This is a genomic window from Kitasatospora sp. NBC_00070, assembly GCF_045041205.1.
Taxonomy (GTDB): domain Bacteria; phylum Actinomycetota; class Actinomycetes; order Streptomycetales; family Streptomycetaceae; genus Kitasatospora.
This window is the reverse complement of record NZ_CP108247.1, coordinates 3,187,741-3,203,785: the sequence shown is the minus strand read 5'-3', so window position 1 is coordinate 3,203,785 and position 16,045 is coordinate 3,187,741. Positions and strand designations below refer to the sequence as shown.

The following is a 16,045-nucleotide window of genomic DNA, read 5'->3' as shown; positions in this document are numbered from 1 at the left end:
ATTGCTGGTACTGCATGGAGCCTCGATCCCGCCGCCCGCCCCCACACGTGCGTGCAGGGTGGGGGTCGGCCGGCGGACACCGTGCGACATCCCCGCCGCGTGGGGTGCCCAGGACACGCACGGGTCAAGTCGGTCGACGGGCCCCCAACGCGGGGCCGGGGAGGAAGGCGCGCAATGACGGGGGCTGTCGCGGACAGGATGGCCGGACCCCAGGAGCCGGGAGCGACCGGGGTCGGCGTCCGGACGTCCGAGGAAGTGGAGACTGCCGTCGCCCGCATCCTGCTCGGCAGCGCACCACTCGACGAGGCTTCGATGGGCACGCTCGCCGTTTTCCAATGGGCGACCGGCAGGCGCGCCCTGACGCCGGTCACCGAGGTGTCGACGGGACCGGGGGCACCCGGGCGCGCCGAGCTTGCCGAGGAGAACCGGGCCGCCCTAAGACAGTTGCACGACTGGAAGCTCGATCTGGGTGCCCGCTACTTCGCGTCGGGTGCAGCCCTGGCTCTGGCCTGGCTGCTCGGACACATCGAACAGCCCTGACCTGTCGCCGCTTCGCCTCGCCGCCCTCTGCGCAAGGGGAACCTAACACGTGCTGATCTACGGCCACCGCGGCGACAAGCAGCCATAGCCCCCGAGCGTCGGTGACTGGTGCACCCGGTTGTGTCAGCGCCAGGTGTCCCATGGACGCCGCGGTGTGATGGTCTCTCAGGCGCCTTGGGCGGATTGGGGCGTGCCGGGGTGCCCGAGCGGCTGGGGAGTCAGGAGCCGGCCGAGGCCCTCGCGGGTGGCGGCCAGGACGACCAGGTCTCCTCGCACCAGGAGGCGGTTGGGCGGCGGGTTCCACAGCAGTTCCGTGGCGGTGGAGTCGGAGTGGGCCAGGTCCGGGGTGCGGTCGGCGGGTTCGGCGAGGTCGACGGCCAGGATGTGCCAGGCGCCCGGGCGGTGGGCCTGCTCGACGGTACGGCCGTCCAGGTGCGCGTTGGCGGCCACGTCGACCGCGACGACCAGGACCACCTCGCGGCCGACGGCGACGGCACCGATCACCTGACGGCCCATCATGGCCGAGGCGAAGGACGGCGCGGCGAGGAAGGAGACGCTGCGACTGCGGGTGACGGCCGAAGGATAGGAGTCCTTGAGGGCCCGGTAGACGTCGTTGGCGAAGTCGTCGTCGAACAGGCGCAGCACGGCGCGGATGTCCGGGTGGCACTCCCGGGCGTAGAGGGCGGCCTCGACGTTGGTGCTGTCGTCGCTGGTGAGGCAGACCAGGGCCTGGGCGCGGGTGATCCGCGCGGCTTCCAGCACGCCGTCCTGGGTGGCGTCCCCGATCACCACCGGGACGCCGTAGGCGCGGGCCTGCGCGACGCCGAGCGCCGAAGGGTCCTTCTCGACGCAGACCACCGGCACGTCCATCTCCCACAACCGCTCCAGCACCCGGCTGCCGACCCGACCAAGACCCACCAGCACCGTGTGGTCCTCCAGGCGGCGCGGCGGCCGGCGCAGGACCGAGTAGGTGCGGAACGTACCCAGTACCTCCAGCGCGACGGCGATCAGCAGCGGCATCAGCAGCATCCCACTGATCGCGGAGAGGACCTGCAGCATCTTGCGGCCCCGCACCGCCCCCTCCGCCGGGTCGGCGATGCCGAGCACGTCCAGCAGGGCGAGCCAGGCCGCGTACTGCGGACTGCTCCCGGTCACCCACCACGTCAGGCCCGCGAACAGGAGCACCAGCGCGCCCAGGGCACCCAGCGCCCAGCGCAGGCGCGAAGCGAACAGCGAACCGAGCGGAAGCCCGGCCAGACCGGGCAGCCGGCGCGGGCGCCGCGGTGGCTGGTCGGAGCCGAGCAGTTCCAGCACCAGCCGGGCGCCTCCGGGTGGAACGGCAGCGGGGTCGGGCAGCAGCAGATCCGGCGGATCGCCCGCACCCGGGCCGGTGCCCGGCACGGCCAGGACCGCGATCTGACCCGGCAACGGCTCCGCGCCCGCCGCCGTCTCGGCCAGCCGCAGCAACCGCCCGTCGACCTGCAGTACATGACTGCGGCCGGACACCGCGGCCGCCACCATCGCCGGGGCGGCCGTCGCCGACGCCGACAGCACCGTGGTGGACGCCTCCAGCGCCGCCGCCGACAGGCCGGGGTCCCGGGCCAGCGCCGCCCGGTCGAGCAACTGCTCCACCCGCACTCCCAGCCTGCGGTTGAAGACGCGTACCGCCAGGCGGACCGTCGGGTTCAACCGCCTTGCCCGCAACGCGGCATGGATGTTGACCTGGTCATCCCCCGAGGTCAGCGCCAGCGCCACCGCCTCCCGCACCCCGGCGGCCTCCAGTGCGGCGTCGTCCAGCACCGGCGCCTCCCGCACCGTGACCGACCACCGGCCATCGGCCTCAAGCGCGGCCAGCCTGGGGCCGTGACCGCGCTCCAGCGAAGGCAGCACCACCGTCACCCGCCGGCCGTACAGCGACGCCAGCTCCACTGTCAGCCGGTACGCCAACGCGTCGTCACCGCACACCACCATGTGCCCGCCCGGCACCGGCACATCATCGGGGCCACCCTCACGGGCAGTTGGGATCATGACCATCACGCCAGTCTGACGCCCACGAGTCGCACCCGGAACACCAATGAGCCTAGAATCCACAACTGTTGACGGACCGTCATAGTGCAGTCGGCCCAAGCGCCGCGCGACCTGGCCACGACTAAGAGCGGTGCCCTCGTAACGTGGCGTCGGATCGCAGCTCCGGACCGGGCGCGTTCAGGCTGGTCATCCTGGTCATGCATGCATCAGAAAACAGGCCACTCCCTCTCTGAACACAGCGTTGGAGCAGATCTGAGTAGGGATCGAAGATGGGTAGCCCGGTGCGGGGATCGGGCAGTCGGCGCCTGTGGCATCAGGGCACGGTGGTGGTGTGTGTAGTGGAGGAGCAGGAGGGCGGAGTCGTCGTCGTTGACGCCGCCGGTGTGGTGCTCGACGTCGGCGCGCAGTTCTTCGAGGGCGCGGTCGGGGTCAGGGTGGGCGCGGATGCCCTCGACCAGGTCGGGGTAGAACTCGCCGGTGTGGTCGCGGGTGGCGTACAGCGCTCACGTAACAGGCGGCGCCGGTGACGACGATGATCCCGCCGAGCGCGATCAGCAACCTGGTGTGCCCCAGGAGCCCGTCCATCAGAGCACCGCCCAGGCAGAGTCCGACGGAGACGATGCCCGTGCCCAGTACGGTGGCCGTGCTTCCCCTCGCCGCCGCGAGAGCTGGGCCGGCCGTGTAGAAGGGCAGCAGCGCGAAGCCGGAGCCCGCCAGGGTGGCGACCACCGGGACCACACTCATCACGGCCATCGGCAGCATCCACGGACGTCGGTCCAGTCCGAACGTCTCCACGGTCATCTGGTCATCCTTGGGTGAGGGCTTTGCCCCCCCAAAGCACGGCTGAGGCAGGGCCCGCGGTCCTGCGGACGCTCGCCGCACCCTTTCGCCAGAGGTGGAGCCGATCGGCTCCACCTCTGGCGATCCAGGCTAGTTCGATCCACCAGGAGAAACCTGAGACACCATGGTCATCCCCTGGCAGGTCCTTGGACCCGGCGCTCCACCTCGTAAGAACCGGTAACAGGATCTTGTGGTTGTGGGCTGGTGGGCCGTGTCCGGTGTGACGATTCGTCCGTTGGCGGTGTGTGAGTGCACCCTGGATGGTCGATGACGAGCTGTGGGCGCTGATTGGGCCGGTCCTGCCGCCCTGGCCCGAGCGGTCGCCGGGCCCTCGGCCGGTGGACGACCGCTTGTGTCTGCAGGGCATCCTGTTCGTGCTGTTCACCGGCATCACCTGGCAGCAGCTGCCGCCCGAGTTGGGCTTCGGCTCGGGCCAGACGTGCTGGCGCCGCCTGTGCCGGTGGACGGAGGCCGGCGTCTTCGACCAGGTCCACCGCATACTGCTCGCCGAGTTGAATGCGGCCGGGCGGATCGACTGGACGCGCGCCTGCGTGGACGCCTCCCACGTGCGGGCGAAAAGGGGGGTGCCGGGGTTGGCCCGTCGCCGGTCGACCGCGGCAAATCGGGCAGCAAGCACCACCTGATCTGCGACGGCAACGGCACCCCGCTCAAGGTCATCACGACCGGCGGCAATGTCCCCGACATCACCCAGACCCTTGCCCTGGTGGACGGCGTGCCACCCGTCGCGGGCCGACCCGGCCGGCCCCGCAAGAGGCCCAAGTCCCTTCTTGGAGACAAGGGTTACGACAGCCGCCACGTCCGCCGCGAGCTGACCTGCCGTCGGATCCTGCCCGTCATCTCCCGGCGCGGCGAACCCGACATCCGCGGCCTGGGCAGGCTCCGCTACGTGGTGGAGCAGACCTTCGCCCTGCTCCATCAGTTCAAGCGCCTCGCCACCCGCTGGGAACGCCGCCTCGACCTCCACGACTCACTCATCTCACTCGCCTGCACTCTCATCTGCTGGCGAAGGCTCAACAAGCAGACCCCGTGATCGTGTTACGGGCTCTAAGTGACCGTCAGAACGATCAGTAGCCCAGGTTCGTCTGGTCCGTGGTCAGCTTCCCGGCGATGCGCAGGTTGCCCTGCCAGTCGAGTACGGCGATGACCTTCTTCGTGCTTCCGACGTGCGCTGTGAAGAATACGTGCTTCGCCTCCCCCGACGTGGAATTGTCCGTGTTGATCTCGATCTCGATGCTGTTCGGCGAGGTGACGGCCACGTCCTTCTTGGGCGAAGTGGGGTACGTCCGGTTCTGCACGAGCTTGACGCGGCCGTGCCAGTCGCCGTCCTGCCAGTCCGATGCCAAGCCAAGGTCGATGTCAGGCATGAGAGTTCCCCTCCAATTGGGTAGGACGTTCCCGTCGCCTGGGCTACGGCATATGGCCGTCCAGCCCGACGGGCCCCGCCCACGATCGGCAAGATGCCAGACGGGGATACGGAATACCCCCGACCGCATGAGGAGCCTATGCAGGAGACCTGTGTAGGGGATGCCCTTCCGGGGAGGGTGTCCGTATTTGATCGCGGCGGCCTGAATGGCGTTCTTGAAGCCGGGGCGCGGGTGTGCGCGTCGGGACTTAGAGCGTGTCTCATGTGGATATCTTGGCGAGCTTCTTGTGGCAGGTCAGGGCTGCCGCGAGGCCGAGGAAGGCGGCAAAGTGGGAGCCCTTCCGTTCGTATCTGACGGTCAGTCTGCGATAGCCGAAGAGCCAGGCGATGCTGCGTTCGATCTTCCATCGGTGGCGGCCGAGCCGCTCCGAGGTGTCGACTCCTGGGCGGGCGATGCGGGGTGTGATGCCGCGCTGTCGCAGCCAGGTGAGTGTGTCGGCGGAGTGGTAGGCCTTGTCGCCGCGGAGCTTGTCCGGGCGTCGCCGACGGGGTCCGCGGCGTGACCTCACCGCCGGCAGGCCACGGATCAGGGGCTTGAGGGCCTGACTGTCGTGGACGTTGGCACCTGAGACGCCGACGGCCAACGGCAGACCCCGGGCATCGCTCAGGACATGGAGTTTGCTGCCTTTCTTGCCCCGATCGACCGGATTGCGCCCGGTCAGCGTGCCCCCTTTTTCGCGCGGACCGAGGCAGCGTCGATGATCGCCGACGTCCAGTCCACCTCACCACGCGCCCCGAGCTCGTCCAACACCGCACGGTGCAGCCGTACCCACACCCCGGCCTTCGACCATGCAGCGAACCGCCTGTGCGCGGTGGCCGGCGAAACGCCGAACGTCGGCGGCAGATGCCGCCAGGCACAGCCGGACGTCAGAACGTAGACCACAGCGGTGAACACCGCCCGGTCCTCCAGCCCCGCCGTCCCACCACCTTGACGGCGGGACGCGAACGACGGGATCAGCGGCCTCGCCAGCTCCCACAGACCATCTGGCACCAGCCGATGAGACAGATCAACCCCCATAAGCCCCATCATGCCGCAGGTCGTCCAACCCCCACATGAGACACGCTCTTAGTCGGTGTAACCGTCCCCCTTGCCAGGCCAGAAGTGGAAGCGAGTGGTGCGGGCGGTGTCGTCGGTATTTATGGCCTCGCCATTGCGGCCGAGTGCCCTTCTCGGGGGGATAGTCCAGTTGATAGGCCGGGAGCAGGTGACATTTCTGAATGAGCTCGACGGGTAAGCTTCCAGGGGAGTCCATGTGGTCCCAGCCTCGTCCCGGCCCTAGGCCAGTTGCTTGCCAGAATTATCTCCTGGCCTGGCTGTTGAGTACCTCCGTCGACTTGGCCTTCGATGAACCAGTCGCGGCAAAAAGCGCCTCGCTCGTGTTACAGAGGTCGAGGAAAGGGAGATCGGTGACGTTGAGCCGAATCTTAGCGAACAGTACGCAGAGAGTGCGATGGGTGACGCAGATATTCGAGCAAGAAGCAATTTGGCGAACTGGTCGGGGATGGAGTCGAAGTGCCCAGTCGGCTGCTCGGGTCACGATCCGTGACGGGTGTGATGGGGGAGGGCGGCCCGGGACTTGTGGATGTTCAGCGATGGCAGCCCTGGCCGGTGCTCGTAGGGTGAGTGGGCTTGGGGCGTCGGTAGGTCGCCAAGGGGCTGGGTGGCGGGCGGTCGAGGGTGGCCTGGGCATGGGGCGAGCGGGCCGCTTCGCAGCACGGAATCGGCACACATGAGGGCGAGAAGCGGCGGGAGGCTGGGAGAGCTACCGAGAGCGACTTCCGCAGGTCAGGCACCCCGATAGGCGCATTTATGCAGGTCAGCGGCTTGCTCGGAGAAAACTTGTAAAGCGAAGGTCGTCGGTTCGAATCCGACAGGGGGCCCCAAATCGGACATTTTTTCAGGGCATATCGGACACCTGATCTGGGTATGACATGGCGCCCTGGAAAGCGATGCTCATGACCGTCGAAGGCCGCTGACCTGCGCGAATATGCAGGTCGGCGGCCTTCTTGGTGTTCGGGCTGCGGCTGGGTGAGTCCCGCCTATGCGGGCGGGGACTCACCTGTTTGGGCTAATGGCATTTCTGTAGTTCAGCGGCGCCTCAGGTCCTGCTCGGCGGTTCCAGCACACATTCGGCACACATCAGAGTCGATCATGGGGCCGTGAATGGCGGGTGCAGCCGACGGAGGAGGGCTCTGTCGTCGTGCCCAGAAGTGGTCACCAGAGTCGCCCGCGCTCGACTGGGTGTGTCAGCGCTGTGGGCGATCCGCGCGTCGATGAGGCGTGTATTGGATTGCTGGCGCGAGGGCTACTCGGAGTGACGGCGACGGCGACCATGACGGCTACGAGTGCGGTCAGGGCGGCGGTCAGCTGCTCGGGAGTCAACAAGGCGTAGCAGGCGCCTTCGGCGGGTCTGCAGGTGGGTGGGTCGAGGGTGTCTGCGTTCGGCGCGGAGGCGAACCAGCCCCCTGAGGTACGAAGTTGCCGACTGGGAAGCCGGCGCCCTCCGACGCGACCCGCCGGGCCTCTCGCTGCTGGCCGCCCCCGTAGATCCAGGTAGACCCGGAGCGGCAGGGCGTTGTCGTACAGCATCTTCTCGAAGTGCGGCTCCACCCAGTCGGTGTCCACCGAGTACCGGGCGAAGCCGCCGTCGAGCTGGTCGTAGAATTCCGCCCGGACCATCGCCTCACGGATCCACTCGGCCATCTGTAGCGCGATGTGGTCACCAGCGCAGGCATGGTGGCGCAGTAGGAACCCGGGCGTCATGGACGGCGGGAACTTGGGGGCGCCGCCGAAGCCGCCGCGCTTGGCATCGAACTTGCGGCCGGGCCCGGCCAGCGCCTGCCGCTACCTGCCGGAACGCCGGCATTCCGCGCCGGGGCTCGGGCGGGAGGTACGTTCCGAAGTAGGACGGCTCCTTCGCAGGCGTCAGGAACGCCGTCATCGGTCGGCCACCTGCCCGCTGCCCGCCTGCACCGCCTCCATGTACACCGCATCTACATCCGGCCGCTCCTCCCGGTCCGCCTTGGCCGAGACGAAGTGCTCGTTCAGGTAGTCGGCCACGCCGTCGCCCTCAGAGGACTTGTGCGCCATGACGTGGCATCAGCTGATGGACCATCAGAAGCCGATCGATGGCATGGCTGGATGCTCACCCCGCTGAAAGGCGAGTAGCCCGCAGGTGGGCGCGAGTGCACGATGCTGGCTCGGGGTGGGTCCGCCCAGCCTTGGCGGGTAGACGGCGAACCTGGCCGTCAGGTCAGTGTGGGGGTGCTGGATCGCTGCCGGGGTGGAGGTCGTTGAGGAGTTCGGCGCGGTCGGTCAGCAGGGTGCTGAGGATGGAGCGGGCGACCTTGAGCAGGTCGGCGACCTCGGGGCTGGTGAGGCGGTAGACGACGCTGGCACCGTCGCGACGGGAGGCGACGACTCCGGCGCGGCGCAGGATGGCGAGCTGCTGGGAGAGGTGGGCGGCCTCGATGCCGACTTCGGGGAGCATGTCGGCGACGGCGCGTTCGCGCTCGCTCAGCAGTTCCAGGACGCGGATGCGCACGGGATGGCCGAGGGTTTTGAAGAACTCGGCCTTGTGCTGGTAGAGCGGCGCCGTGACGACGGAGGGCTGTCGCGGGGTGTCGGCGTTCAGGAAGATCACCGTCCCCTTATCTGGCGCTGGCTGGGTTGGACTTCATCGGCTGTGACTCTAGCAATGGGGTAAAAAAGGGCCGCTCAGGGCATGGCGAGCGCGGTGCGGGCCGTGGCGCTGTCAGGGTGGATGCGCAGGATGCCCAGGGCGTGGGCGGTGGCGATCAGGGGCGCCACGCGGTCTTCGAGGCCGCACACCGCCGGCGGGCCGTGGTCTGTGCCGAGGCGGGCGGCGGCGTCGACGATCGCCGCCTCGCCCTCGGCGTTCCAGCCTCGCAGGGCGGACAGGTCGATGATGACCGGCCCAGTGCGGTGGGCCCGGGCCCAGTCCACGGCTCCGGTAAAGCGGTGCAGTGCGTCCTGGCCCAGGTAGCCGGACAGTCGCAGCAGGTCGACTCCGCCGCTGTGGTCGAGGTCCCATTGGATGCTCACCGCTGCCTCCTGGCCGCACGCCAGGGGCGGCGGTGAGCGTTCACGAGGTCCCGACGACCCATCGGGCGCGGGGGGATGTGCCCGCGGCGCGGGCTCCGTCCGCCGGCGGCCGGGCGCCACAAGTCGCACGCGACCACGAATGCGGCGAGCGGTGCCCGGGTGCAGCGGTGCGGTGGGATACGCATCCCAGTCCCCTCTCCTCGTGATTGCCAATATTAGCAACTGCTAAGGTCTGCAAGGTGGCGGGCTGCCGGAAGCGCCCGTCGCGGGGTGGGCTGCCCGGGAACCGACGCCTGGGCAGCCCACCCTTTCGGGGAGAGGCGCGTCGCAGGAGGACTGTCGGCGCCGGAACACGGTCCCGGGTGGTTGCGCCGCCTGCGGCTGATCGCGGGCGGGTCGGCGCTCTTGTTTCGGGGGCCGGGCGACTCGACCGCTCGCACATAGTTGCCAATATTCGCAACTGCTAAAGTCTTTGTCTGGTGGCCCTCGGTGCCGCTGTCGGAGGCTGGCCCCGTCCCCCCGTACCGGGGCGGGCCTCCGGCTGGGCCTGCCCGCCGGCTCCGTGGCGGTGCGGGCCCGCCGGACCGTTGCTCCGAGGTGGCCGATGGACGATCAGCCAGTGCCTTCCCTGCTGGAGCTTCCCCGTGGCCAGGCCCTCGTGCTACTGGCGGGTCTTGGCGCGGGCCGGCTCATCGCGGACCGGGCCGCGCCGGGCCCGGCCGACCTGGTGGTGGTGAACCACCTGGTGGAGGGCGAGCACGTGTACCTGCGCGTGCACCTGCCGCCGGGCGGGGCCGACTACCCACAGCGCCTGACCTATCTGGCGCAGCAGATCGACCCGGAGGAGCACACGGGCTGGGTGGTGCTGGTGACGGGGGCCGTGCGCCGGGTCGTGGAGCCGGGAGAGCTCGCCCGCTACCGGGTGCCGATGCGGGCCTGGCCGGACGAGGACAACGAGCACCTGCTGCTCCTGCGCCCCGAGCGGTTGACCGCCTACCACCTCACCCGTGGCCGGTGGTGAGAGCGTGGTATCCGGTCGTGAGGGCGTTGTGCCGGGGAGTCGGGGGTCGATGGCGGTGGGCCGCCGGAGTGTTCTGCGGACGGGTGCGCTGGCGGCCGTGTGCCTGGCGGCGCCTGCGGTGGCGCCGCCTGCCGGGGTCGCCGCGCCGCCGGAGGCCGGCACTCCCGAGCTGGCGCTGTCGCGGCTGAAGGCGGGCAACGACAGGTGGGTCGCCGACCGGGCCACCCGTCCCGACGTCGGCGCGGCCAGGCGCGTGCAGCTGGCAGGTGGCCAGGAGCCGTTCGCGGTGGTGTTCTCGTGCATCGACTCGCGTGTGCCGCCGGAGCTGGTCTTCGATCAGGGCTTGGGTGACCTGATGGTGGTGCGCACCGCTGCGCACACCCACGACGCGCTGGTGGTGGGGAGCCTGGAGTACGGCCCGGCCGAGCTCGCCACCCCGCTCGTGGTGGTCCTGGGCCACCAGAACTGCGGAGCGGTGACCGCGGCCGTGGAGTGCCTGCGGGAGGGCCGCAGGCTGCCCGGCCACCTCGCCGACATCGTGCACGACCTGCGCCGCCCCTACGACGAGGCCCGCCGCCAGGGTGTCGCGCCGGGGCAGCTGGTGGAGGCGACGATCCGGGCCCAGACCCGGCAGACGGTCGCCGCGCTGCGCGGCGACCGTCTGCTGTCTCCCCTGGTGGCGGCCGGGCGGCTGCGGGTGGTCGGCGCGTACTACCGCCTGGACACCGGCGAGGTCACCTTCTCCGACTGACCGGTCCTTGGTGGAGAGGCGGTCGCAGGACGGCTGGTCAGGCTTTCTTGACCACGCTGGACTTGAGCTGCATCGGGCCGAAGTCGTCGACCTTGCAGTCGATGTCGTGGCCGTCCACGCCGTCGACCAGGCGGATGTTGCGGACCTTGGTGCCCGCCTTGATGCCCGAGGGGCTGCCCTTGACCTTGAGCGCCTTGACGACCGTGACGGTGTCGCCGTCGCTCAGCACGTTGCCGACCGCGTCCTTGATCACGCGCTCGCCCGCGGCACCGGTGTCCTCGGCGCCGCCCTCGGTGAGGGCCCACTCGTGGCCGCACTCCGGGCAGACCATCAGTGCGTCCATCGCGTAGGTGTACTCACCGGAGCACTTCGGGCAAGAGGGGAGGTTCTCACTCATATTGGCAACAATATCCTTCGTAGTGGGGCGGTTTGTGCGGTGTGCTTACGAACGGCGCGGGTGCGAGCGGACCAGGGGATCAGGACGTCGGGTGCGCGGGGTCGGTGCCCGACGCCGCTGTCCGCGGCCGTGCCCCGGGCGGTCGGAGGTCGGGTTCGGTCCGGTCTTCGTCCTCGTGCGGCCGGATGCCGAAGGGGCCGGTGCGGCCGGTTCCGGTGGCGCCGAGCTGTGGTGCGCCGCCTTTGGTGCGGTGTGGTCCGGGGATCAACGACGTCCTCCGTCGGGTTCGCTGTCAACGGGGTCGGGCCATCGGGCCAGGTGTGGGGGTCAGTGGCGGTTGCCGAGGGCGAAGAGCAGGATCACGAAGCCGGCGAACAGGTGGGTGCCGGCGATGTAGATCGACGCGCGCACGAGCATTGCCTTGCGCTTGGCCTTCTCGTCGCTGACGGCATCACTCATGACCGGTACCCCTCTTTCGGGCGGGACGGGGCGCCCCGATTCGGGGACGTGGGCGGATGTGCAGGCGCTCGCCCGTGGCGGCGGCCCGTCTCAGCCGCTCTCGCAGGGTGGCCGCGTCCGCGGTGACGGGCGCCAGCGCGGCGCCGTGGTCGTCGAAGGCGGTGATCTCGAAACGCACCAGGGTTCTCCTTCCGCGGGAGTGTGTGGTCAGGGCGGGGACCAGGGGAGCAGGACTCGGACGAATTTGCCGTTGCCGCCCGGGTCGTGGCCTGCCGACAGGTGGCCGCCGAAGTCGTCGGCGAGCTCGGCGATCACCGCGAGCCCGTACCCGGCACCCGGGGCCGGTCGCGGCCGTGCCGGCGCGGGCAGGTGCGGGTCCTCGTCATGGACACTGATGTCCAGGTGGTCGTCCGTCATGGCGAAGGTCAGCGCCAGGTGGCTGGAGCGGGCGTGGCGAACCGTGTTGACCGTCAGCTCGGTGACGACGAGAACCACCGCGTCCAGGGTGCTGGAGCGCACCGGCACCCCCCAGCTCGTGAAGACGGTGCGGGCAGTGCGGGCGGACAGGCCGATCACCGCCGGGGTGTTGGCCAGCGTCACGGTGTAGGCCGGTCCCCGCACCGGCGCTGGGCGCCGCACCAGTGGCACGTTCCGGTGCCGGCGCCCGAACAGATGCCACCGCCCGCTCACTCGCGGCCTCCTCGGTCGGCGGCCATCAGCGTCCCTTGCCTGTGGCGGCCGGCAGTTCGCCGCCCAGATGGCTGCGCGCGTACGCGATGGCCTGCGGCGTCGCCTCGAACACGCGCTGCTCGGCATGCAGGGTGTCCAGCACGCCGAGGGCGTCGAGTGTCTTGAGGTGCTCCTCACGCACGCCGGAGACCAGGACGAGGATGCCACGGCGCTCCAGCTTCGCGATGGCATCACCCAGCACAAGCGCGCCGGTGGCGTCGATCGCACTCACCCGGGACAGCCGCAGGATCACCGCCTTCACGTCACTCGTCTCGGCGAGTTCGAGCAGGAAGCGGTGCGCGCCCGCGAAGAACACCGGCCCGTCGATGCGGTAGGCCACGATGTGATCGGCCAGCAGCGCCTGCTCCTCGCCATGATGGTCGGCCGGCGCCAGGCCCTCGTGCAACGCAACCCGGGTGAGGGCTGCCGAGCGGGCGACCTGGCGCAGCGCCAGCGCCCCCGCGACGAGCAGGCCGACGATGACAGCCGTGACCAGGTCGAACGCCAGGGTCGCCGCCGCGGTCAGCGCGAGGACCGCAGCCTCGCCCCGGCCACTGCGCGCCAGCGCCCGCACCGAGGCGACCTCGACCATGCGGATCGCGGTGGCGATCAGCACGCCGGCCAGCGCCGCCAGCGGGATGCCCGACACCAGCGGGGCAGCGGCGAACACCACGACCGCGAGCACGGCGGCGTGGACGAGCGCGGCCAGGCGCGAGGCCGCGCCGGAGCGGACGTTGACGGCGGTGCGGGCGATCGCCCCGGTCGCGGCGACGCCGCCGAACAACGGCGCCACCAGGTTGGCGATGCCCTGGCCGAACAGTTCGCGGTCGCTGTCGTGGCGTTCACTGACGCTCATCGCATCCGCCGCCGTCGCCGACATCAGCGACTCCAGCGCCGCCAGCGCCGCGACCGCCAGTGCGGCGGTCGCCAGCTGCGGCACATCACCCACGTGGAGGAAGCCGAGCGAGGGGGCGGGCAGCCCGGCGGGCAGGTGCCCGATCGTCGCCACGTGAAGGCCCGCCAACGAAGTGACCAGGGTGGCCGCGACGACGGCGAGCAGCGAGAACGGAATGCCCGGCCGCAGCCGGGCACCGGCCAGCATGACCAGGGCGACGCCGCCCGCCAGCGCGAGCGAGGCCGGGTGCGGGGCATGGGCGAAGTCCTTGACCGCGTCCCAGGCGGTGACCACGACGTTCTGCGCGCCCGACGCCTTCACACCGAGCGCGGCGGGCACCTGCTGGAGGCCGATCACCGCGGCGATTCCCAGGGTGAAACCCTCCACCACCGGGGCCGGCACGTAGGCCATGAACCGGCCGGCGCCGCCGAGCGCGGCTGCGACCAGCAGCACTCCGGCCATCAGGCCCACCGTCAGGACGCCTTCGGTGCCGAACCGGTGGACGATCGGGACCAGGACCACCGTCATCGCTCCGGTCGGCCCGCTGACCTGGAGGTTGGAGCCGCCGAAGAACGCGGCGAGCGCGCCGGCCACCACCGCTGTCGCCAGCCCCGCCTCGGCCCCCGCGCCGGACGCGACCCCGAAGCCCAGCGCCAGCGGCAGCGCGACGATCGCCACCGTCAGCCCCGCCAGCAGGTCCTTGCGCGGCGAGCGGCCCATCGTCGCCAGCCCCGCCCGGTCGGGCAGCACCGCCCGCAGCCGCGCACCCGCCCGCCGGGCGAACGCCGCGAACGCGGAAGAGCCTCTCAGGTCTGTGGACGCCCCGCTCATGCCCGGTGCGCCTGTCGTTCGGGCTCGCGCAGTTCGGCGAGCAGCGCCCCCTGGTCGGTGATCATCTCGGTGAGGATGCGACGGGCCGCGCGCAGCAGCTCGGCCACGTCCGGGGTGGCCAGCGCGTACACCACGGTGTTGCCCTCCCGGGTGGCCGTGACCAGCTGGGTACGGCGCAGCACCGCCAGCTGCTGGGACAGGTTGGAGGGCTCGATCTCAATCGCGGCCAGCAGCTCGCGCACCGGCCGCGGCCCGTCCTGGAGCAGCTCCAGCACGCGGATGCGGACCGGGTGGCCGAGGGTGCGGAAGAACTCCGCCTTCGCCTGGTACAGCGGCACCGCCATCGCTCAGTCCTCTTCTTGTTCGTCCGCGCCGTGGTCCAGCACGATGCCGTGGTGGGCGGCGATGCGCAGCAGCTGCGTGATCCGCCCCCCGTACGCCTGGGCGCCGTCCTCGTCGCCGCTCTCCCGCGCCCGGGCGCGCATTTGCCGGGCCTCGGCCAGCTGCGCACGCAGCTCCTCGTCGAACACGTCGCTCATCGTCGCCCTCCCATAGCCGGACACCGGGACGTCCGACGGCGCAGAACCTCTCACTACAAGGATGCAGCATCTATGAATGTGAAGAATTCTTCAACTTGCGATCAAAGCAAGTCGCATCCGGCCGACGGCGCGCCGACCGTGATCAGTTGCGGTCACAGCCTCGTGTCACTGCGACGCCATCCGTAGCCTCACGAACACGAGGAGCCCGCACCGCCGTGTCCGGGCCGGCCGGCACGGCCAAGAACCGGCACCCGGAGCAAAGGGAGCGTGGAACGTGAGCGGAGTCGACCGGGCACTCGGCGGCGCGATGGACATCGACGGTGCGCTCGGCGTGGCCCTCGTCGACTACGACAGCGGCATGGCCCTGGGCACCCGCGTCGCAGCGGTCGCCGGCCTCGACCTGGCCCTGGCCGCCGCCGGGTACACCGACATCGTCCGCGCCACCCGCCGCGCCCTGGACACACTGAACCTGGGCGCCGAAGAGGTCGAGGACATCCTCGTCGCCCTCACCGGCCAGTACCACCTGATCCGACCGCTCACCCGAACAGGCGGCAGCAGCCTTTTCCTGTACCTCGTCCTGGACCGCACCCGAGCCAACCTCGCCATGGCCCGCCACCACCTGCGCCGCATCGAGGCCACGCTGGAGCTCTAGACACCCCCGACTGTTTCCCCTGGTCGCTGGTGATGGCGGGCGGGCCGCCGGCGAAGTCCGAACCGTCGAACGGCAGGGGCCCCGGCTGGCTGGAAGTTGTCGCACGTGACAGGTTTCGCGAGGTTCTTGTAGCAGGTCAGGTGGCGGTTATGGCCATGCCTCGGCTCTGCCAGTCGCTGCGGATCACGTACGGGATCTTGAGACCACGGGCAGCCCATGGCAGGCTCGTGCCGCATGATCGATGAATTCGCGAAGGACAACCTGCACGGGCGACTGCGTCGGGACCGCGAGGCGCTGCTCTGGAAGCTCGACGGCCTGTCGGAATACGACGCCCGTCGGCCTTTGACGGCGACCGGGACCAACCTCCTGGGTCTGGTTAAGCACGTGGCCAGCGTCGAGGCCAGGTACTTCGGCGAGGTCTTCGACCGCCCTTCCCTGGAACCGCTGTGCCGGTGGCAGGACGCCGACGGCAGCGATCTGTGGGCGGCCGAGCACGAGACCCGCGATCAGATCATCGGGTTCTACCGGCGCACGTGGGAACACTCGGACGCGACAATCGACGAGCTTCCCCTCGACGCCCCCGGCCACGTGCCGTGGTGGCCGGAGCCATATGCCAGCACGAACCTGTTCGCCATCATGGTCCATGTCCTCGGCGAGTCGATCCGGCACACCGGGCACGCCGACATCCTGCGCGAGGGCCTCGACGGCCGCACCGGGTTGCGCCCCGAACACGAACAGCAGATCGACGAAGAAGCCCGTGCGGCCTACCGCGCGAAAATCGAGAAGGCCGCCAGGTCGGCCGAACCAAGAGAGGCATAGTACGGGTGCCGTGCGCGTGGGCCGCTCGGTCCGC

At 70.1% G+C, this 16,045-nt stretch carries 19 protein-coding genes and 1 pseudogene; 7 read left to right on the top strand and 13 right to left on the bottom strand.

The annotated features are described in order from the left end of the window. Positions 1–255: 255 nt before the first annotated feature. Positions 256–540, top strand: coding sequence for a hypothetical protein (locus OHV05_RS14740; RefSeq protein ID WP_405018055.1), 285 nt, complete (start codon positions 256–258; stop codon positions 538–540). A gap of 165 nt (positions 541–705) precedes the next feature. Here the strand turns inward: OHV05_RS14740 and OHV05_RS14735 are convergent, their stop codons facing one another. Next, positions 706–2,568: an NAD-binding protein gene (locus tag OHV05_RS14735; protein WP_405018054.1), complete on the bottom strand. Its 1,863-nt coding sequence runs from the start codon at positions 2,566–2,568 to the stop codon at positions 706–708. A gap of 269 nt (positions 2,569–2,837) precedes the next feature. On the opposite strand from OHV05_RS14735, the gene OHV05_RS14730 reads away from it, so the two are divergent. Both OHV05_RS14730 and OHV05_RS14725 read left to right on the top strand, forming a co-directional pair. Further along, positions 2,838–3,095 (top strand): hypothetical protein, encoded by a 258-nt coding sequence (locus OHV05_RS14730; protein ID WP_405018053.1) that lies wholly within the window; start codon positions 2,838–2,840, stop codon positions 3,093–3,095. A 573-nt stretch (positions 3,096–3,668) separates the two neighbouring features. Next, positions 3,669–4,459 (top strand): IS5 family transposase gene (locus tag OHV05_RS14725; RefSeq protein WP_405018052.1). Its coding sequence is split into 2 segments (ribosomal slippage): positions 3,669–3,984 and positions 3,984–4,459, totalling 792 coding nucleotides; the frame shifts between segments, so codons are not numbered across the junction. Positions 4,460–4,493: 34 nt separating this feature from the next. Here OHV05_RS14725 and OHV05_RS14720 read toward each other — a convergent pair. The 5 genes and pseudogenes from OHV05_RS14720 to OHV05_RS14700 all read right to left on the bottom strand — a co-directional run bounded on the left by OHV05_RS14720 (position 4,494) and on the right by OHV05_RS14700 (position 8,918). Continuing rightward, complete coding sequence (locus OHV05_RS14720; RefSeq protein ID WP_405018051.1) at positions 4,494–4,793, bottom strand: DUF6342 family protein; 300 nt, start codon at positions 4,791–4,793, stop codon at positions 4,494–4,496. 259 nt (positions 4,794–5,052) lie between these two features. After that, a protein-coding gene (locus tag OHV05_RS14715) for an IS5 family transposase (RefSeq protein ID WP_405018050.1) occupies positions 5,053–5,870 on the bottom strand; the annotation gives its coding sequence in 2 pieces (ribosomal slippage) (positions 5,053–5,513 and positions 5,513–5,870; 819 coding nt in all). Positions 5,871–7,205: 1,335 nt separating this feature from the next. Continuing rightward, positions 7,206–7,943 (bottom strand): annotated as a pseudogene (locus tag OHV05_RS14710) (DUF255 domain-containing protein); the annotation flags it as partial. A gap of 163 nt (positions 7,944–8,106) precedes the next feature. After that, positions 8,107–8,496: an ArsR/SmtB family transcription factor gene (locus OHV05_RS14705; protein ID WP_405018049.1), complete on the bottom strand. Its 390-nt coding sequence runs from the start codon at positions 8,494–8,496 to the stop codon at positions 8,107–8,109. Between the two features lie 74 nt (positions 8,497–8,570). Beyond that, a complete protein-coding gene (locus tag OHV05_RS14700) occupies positions 8,571–8,918 on the bottom strand; it encodes an STAS domain-containing protein (RefSeq protein ID WP_405018048.1) in 348 nt (115 codons plus the stop codon). Between the two features lie 604 nt (positions 8,919–9,522). Here OHV05_RS14700 and OHV05_RS14695 point away from each other — a divergent pair. Beyond that, positions 9,523–9,939, top strand: a complete 417-nt coding sequence (locus OHV05_RS14695) for a pyridoxamine 5'-phosphate oxidase family protein (protein ID WP_405018047.1) — start codon at positions 9,523–9,525, stop codon at positions 9,937–9,939. A gap of 49 nt (positions 9,940–9,988) precedes the next feature. After that, the gene (locus tag OHV05_RS14690) at positions 9,989–10,690 is read left to right on the top strand and encodes a carbonic anhydrase (protein WP_405018046.1); all 702 of its coding nucleotides are present in this window, start codon (positions 9,989–9,991) and stop codon (positions 10,688–10,690) included. A 37-nt stretch (positions 10,691–10,727) separates the two neighbouring features. Here OHV05_RS14690 and OHV05_RS14685 read toward each other — a convergent pair whose 3' ends face one another. The 7 genes from OHV05_RS14685 to OHV05_RS14655 all read right to left on the bottom strand — a co-directional run bounded on the left by OHV05_RS14685 (position 10,728) and on the right by OHV05_RS14655 (position 14,540). Then, positions 10,728–11,087 (bottom strand): zinc ribbon domain-containing protein YjdM, encoded by a 360-nt coding sequence (locus tag OHV05_RS14685; RefSeq protein WP_405018045.1) that lies wholly within the window; start codon positions 11,085–11,087, stop codon positions 10,728–10,730. 327 nt (positions 11,088–11,414) lie between these two features. Beyond that, positions 11,415–11,546, bottom strand: a complete 132-nt coding sequence (locus OHV05_RS14680) for a DUF6126 family protein (protein WP_401086049.1) — start codon at positions 11,544–11,546, stop codon at positions 11,415–11,417. Continuing rightward, entirely contained in the window at positions 11,539–11,724 is a 186-nt protein-coding gene (locus tag OHV05_RS14675) for a hypothetical protein (RefSeq protein WP_405018044.1), read from the bottom strand. The genes OHV05_RS14680 and OHV05_RS14675 overlap by 8 nt, the downstream gene beginning before the upstream one ends. Before the next feature lie 29 nt (positions 11,725–11,753). Then, a complete protein-coding gene (locus OHV05_RS14670; RefSeq protein WP_405018043.1) occupies positions 11,754–12,185 on the bottom strand; it encodes an ATP-binding protein in 432 nt (143 codons plus the stop codon). A gap of 76 nt (positions 12,186–12,261) precedes the next feature. Then, positions 12,262–14,001, bottom strand: a complete 1,740-nt coding sequence (locus OHV05_RS14665; protein ID WP_405018042.1) for a SulP family inorganic anion transporter — start codon at positions 13,999–14,001, stop codon at positions 12,262–12,264. Beyond that, a complete protein-coding gene (locus OHV05_RS14660) occupies positions 13,998–14,345 on the bottom strand; it encodes an ArsR/SmtB family transcription factor (RefSeq protein WP_405018041.1) in 348 nt (115 codons plus the stop codon). Before OHV05_RS14660 ends, OHV05_RS14665 begins: the two co-directional genes overlap by 4 nt. Positions 14,346–14,348: 3 nt before the next feature. Next, entirely contained in the window at positions 14,349–14,540 is a 192-nt protein-coding gene (locus OHV05_RS14655; RefSeq protein WP_405018040.1) for a hypothetical protein, read from the bottom strand. Between the two features lie 274 nt (positions 14,541–14,814). Between OHV05_RS14655 and OHV05_RS14650 the strand changes: the two genes are divergently transcribed. Together OHV05_RS14650 and OHV05_RS14645 are read left to right on the top strand one after the other, a co-directional pair. Continuing rightward, positions 14,815–15,192 carry a hypothetical protein gene (locus tag OHV05_RS14650; RefSeq protein WP_405018039.1) on the top strand — a complete coding sequence of 126 codons (378 nt, stop codon included), beginning with the start codon at positions 14,815–14,817 and terminating at the stop codon, positions 15,190–15,192. Positions 15,193–15,426: 234 nt separating this feature from the next. Next, a complete protein-coding gene (locus tag OHV05_RS14645) occupies positions 15,427–16,011 on the top strand; it encodes a DinB family protein (RefSeq protein ID WP_405018038.1) in 585 nt (194 codons plus the stop codon). Positions 16,012–16,045 lie beyond the last annotated feature (34 nt).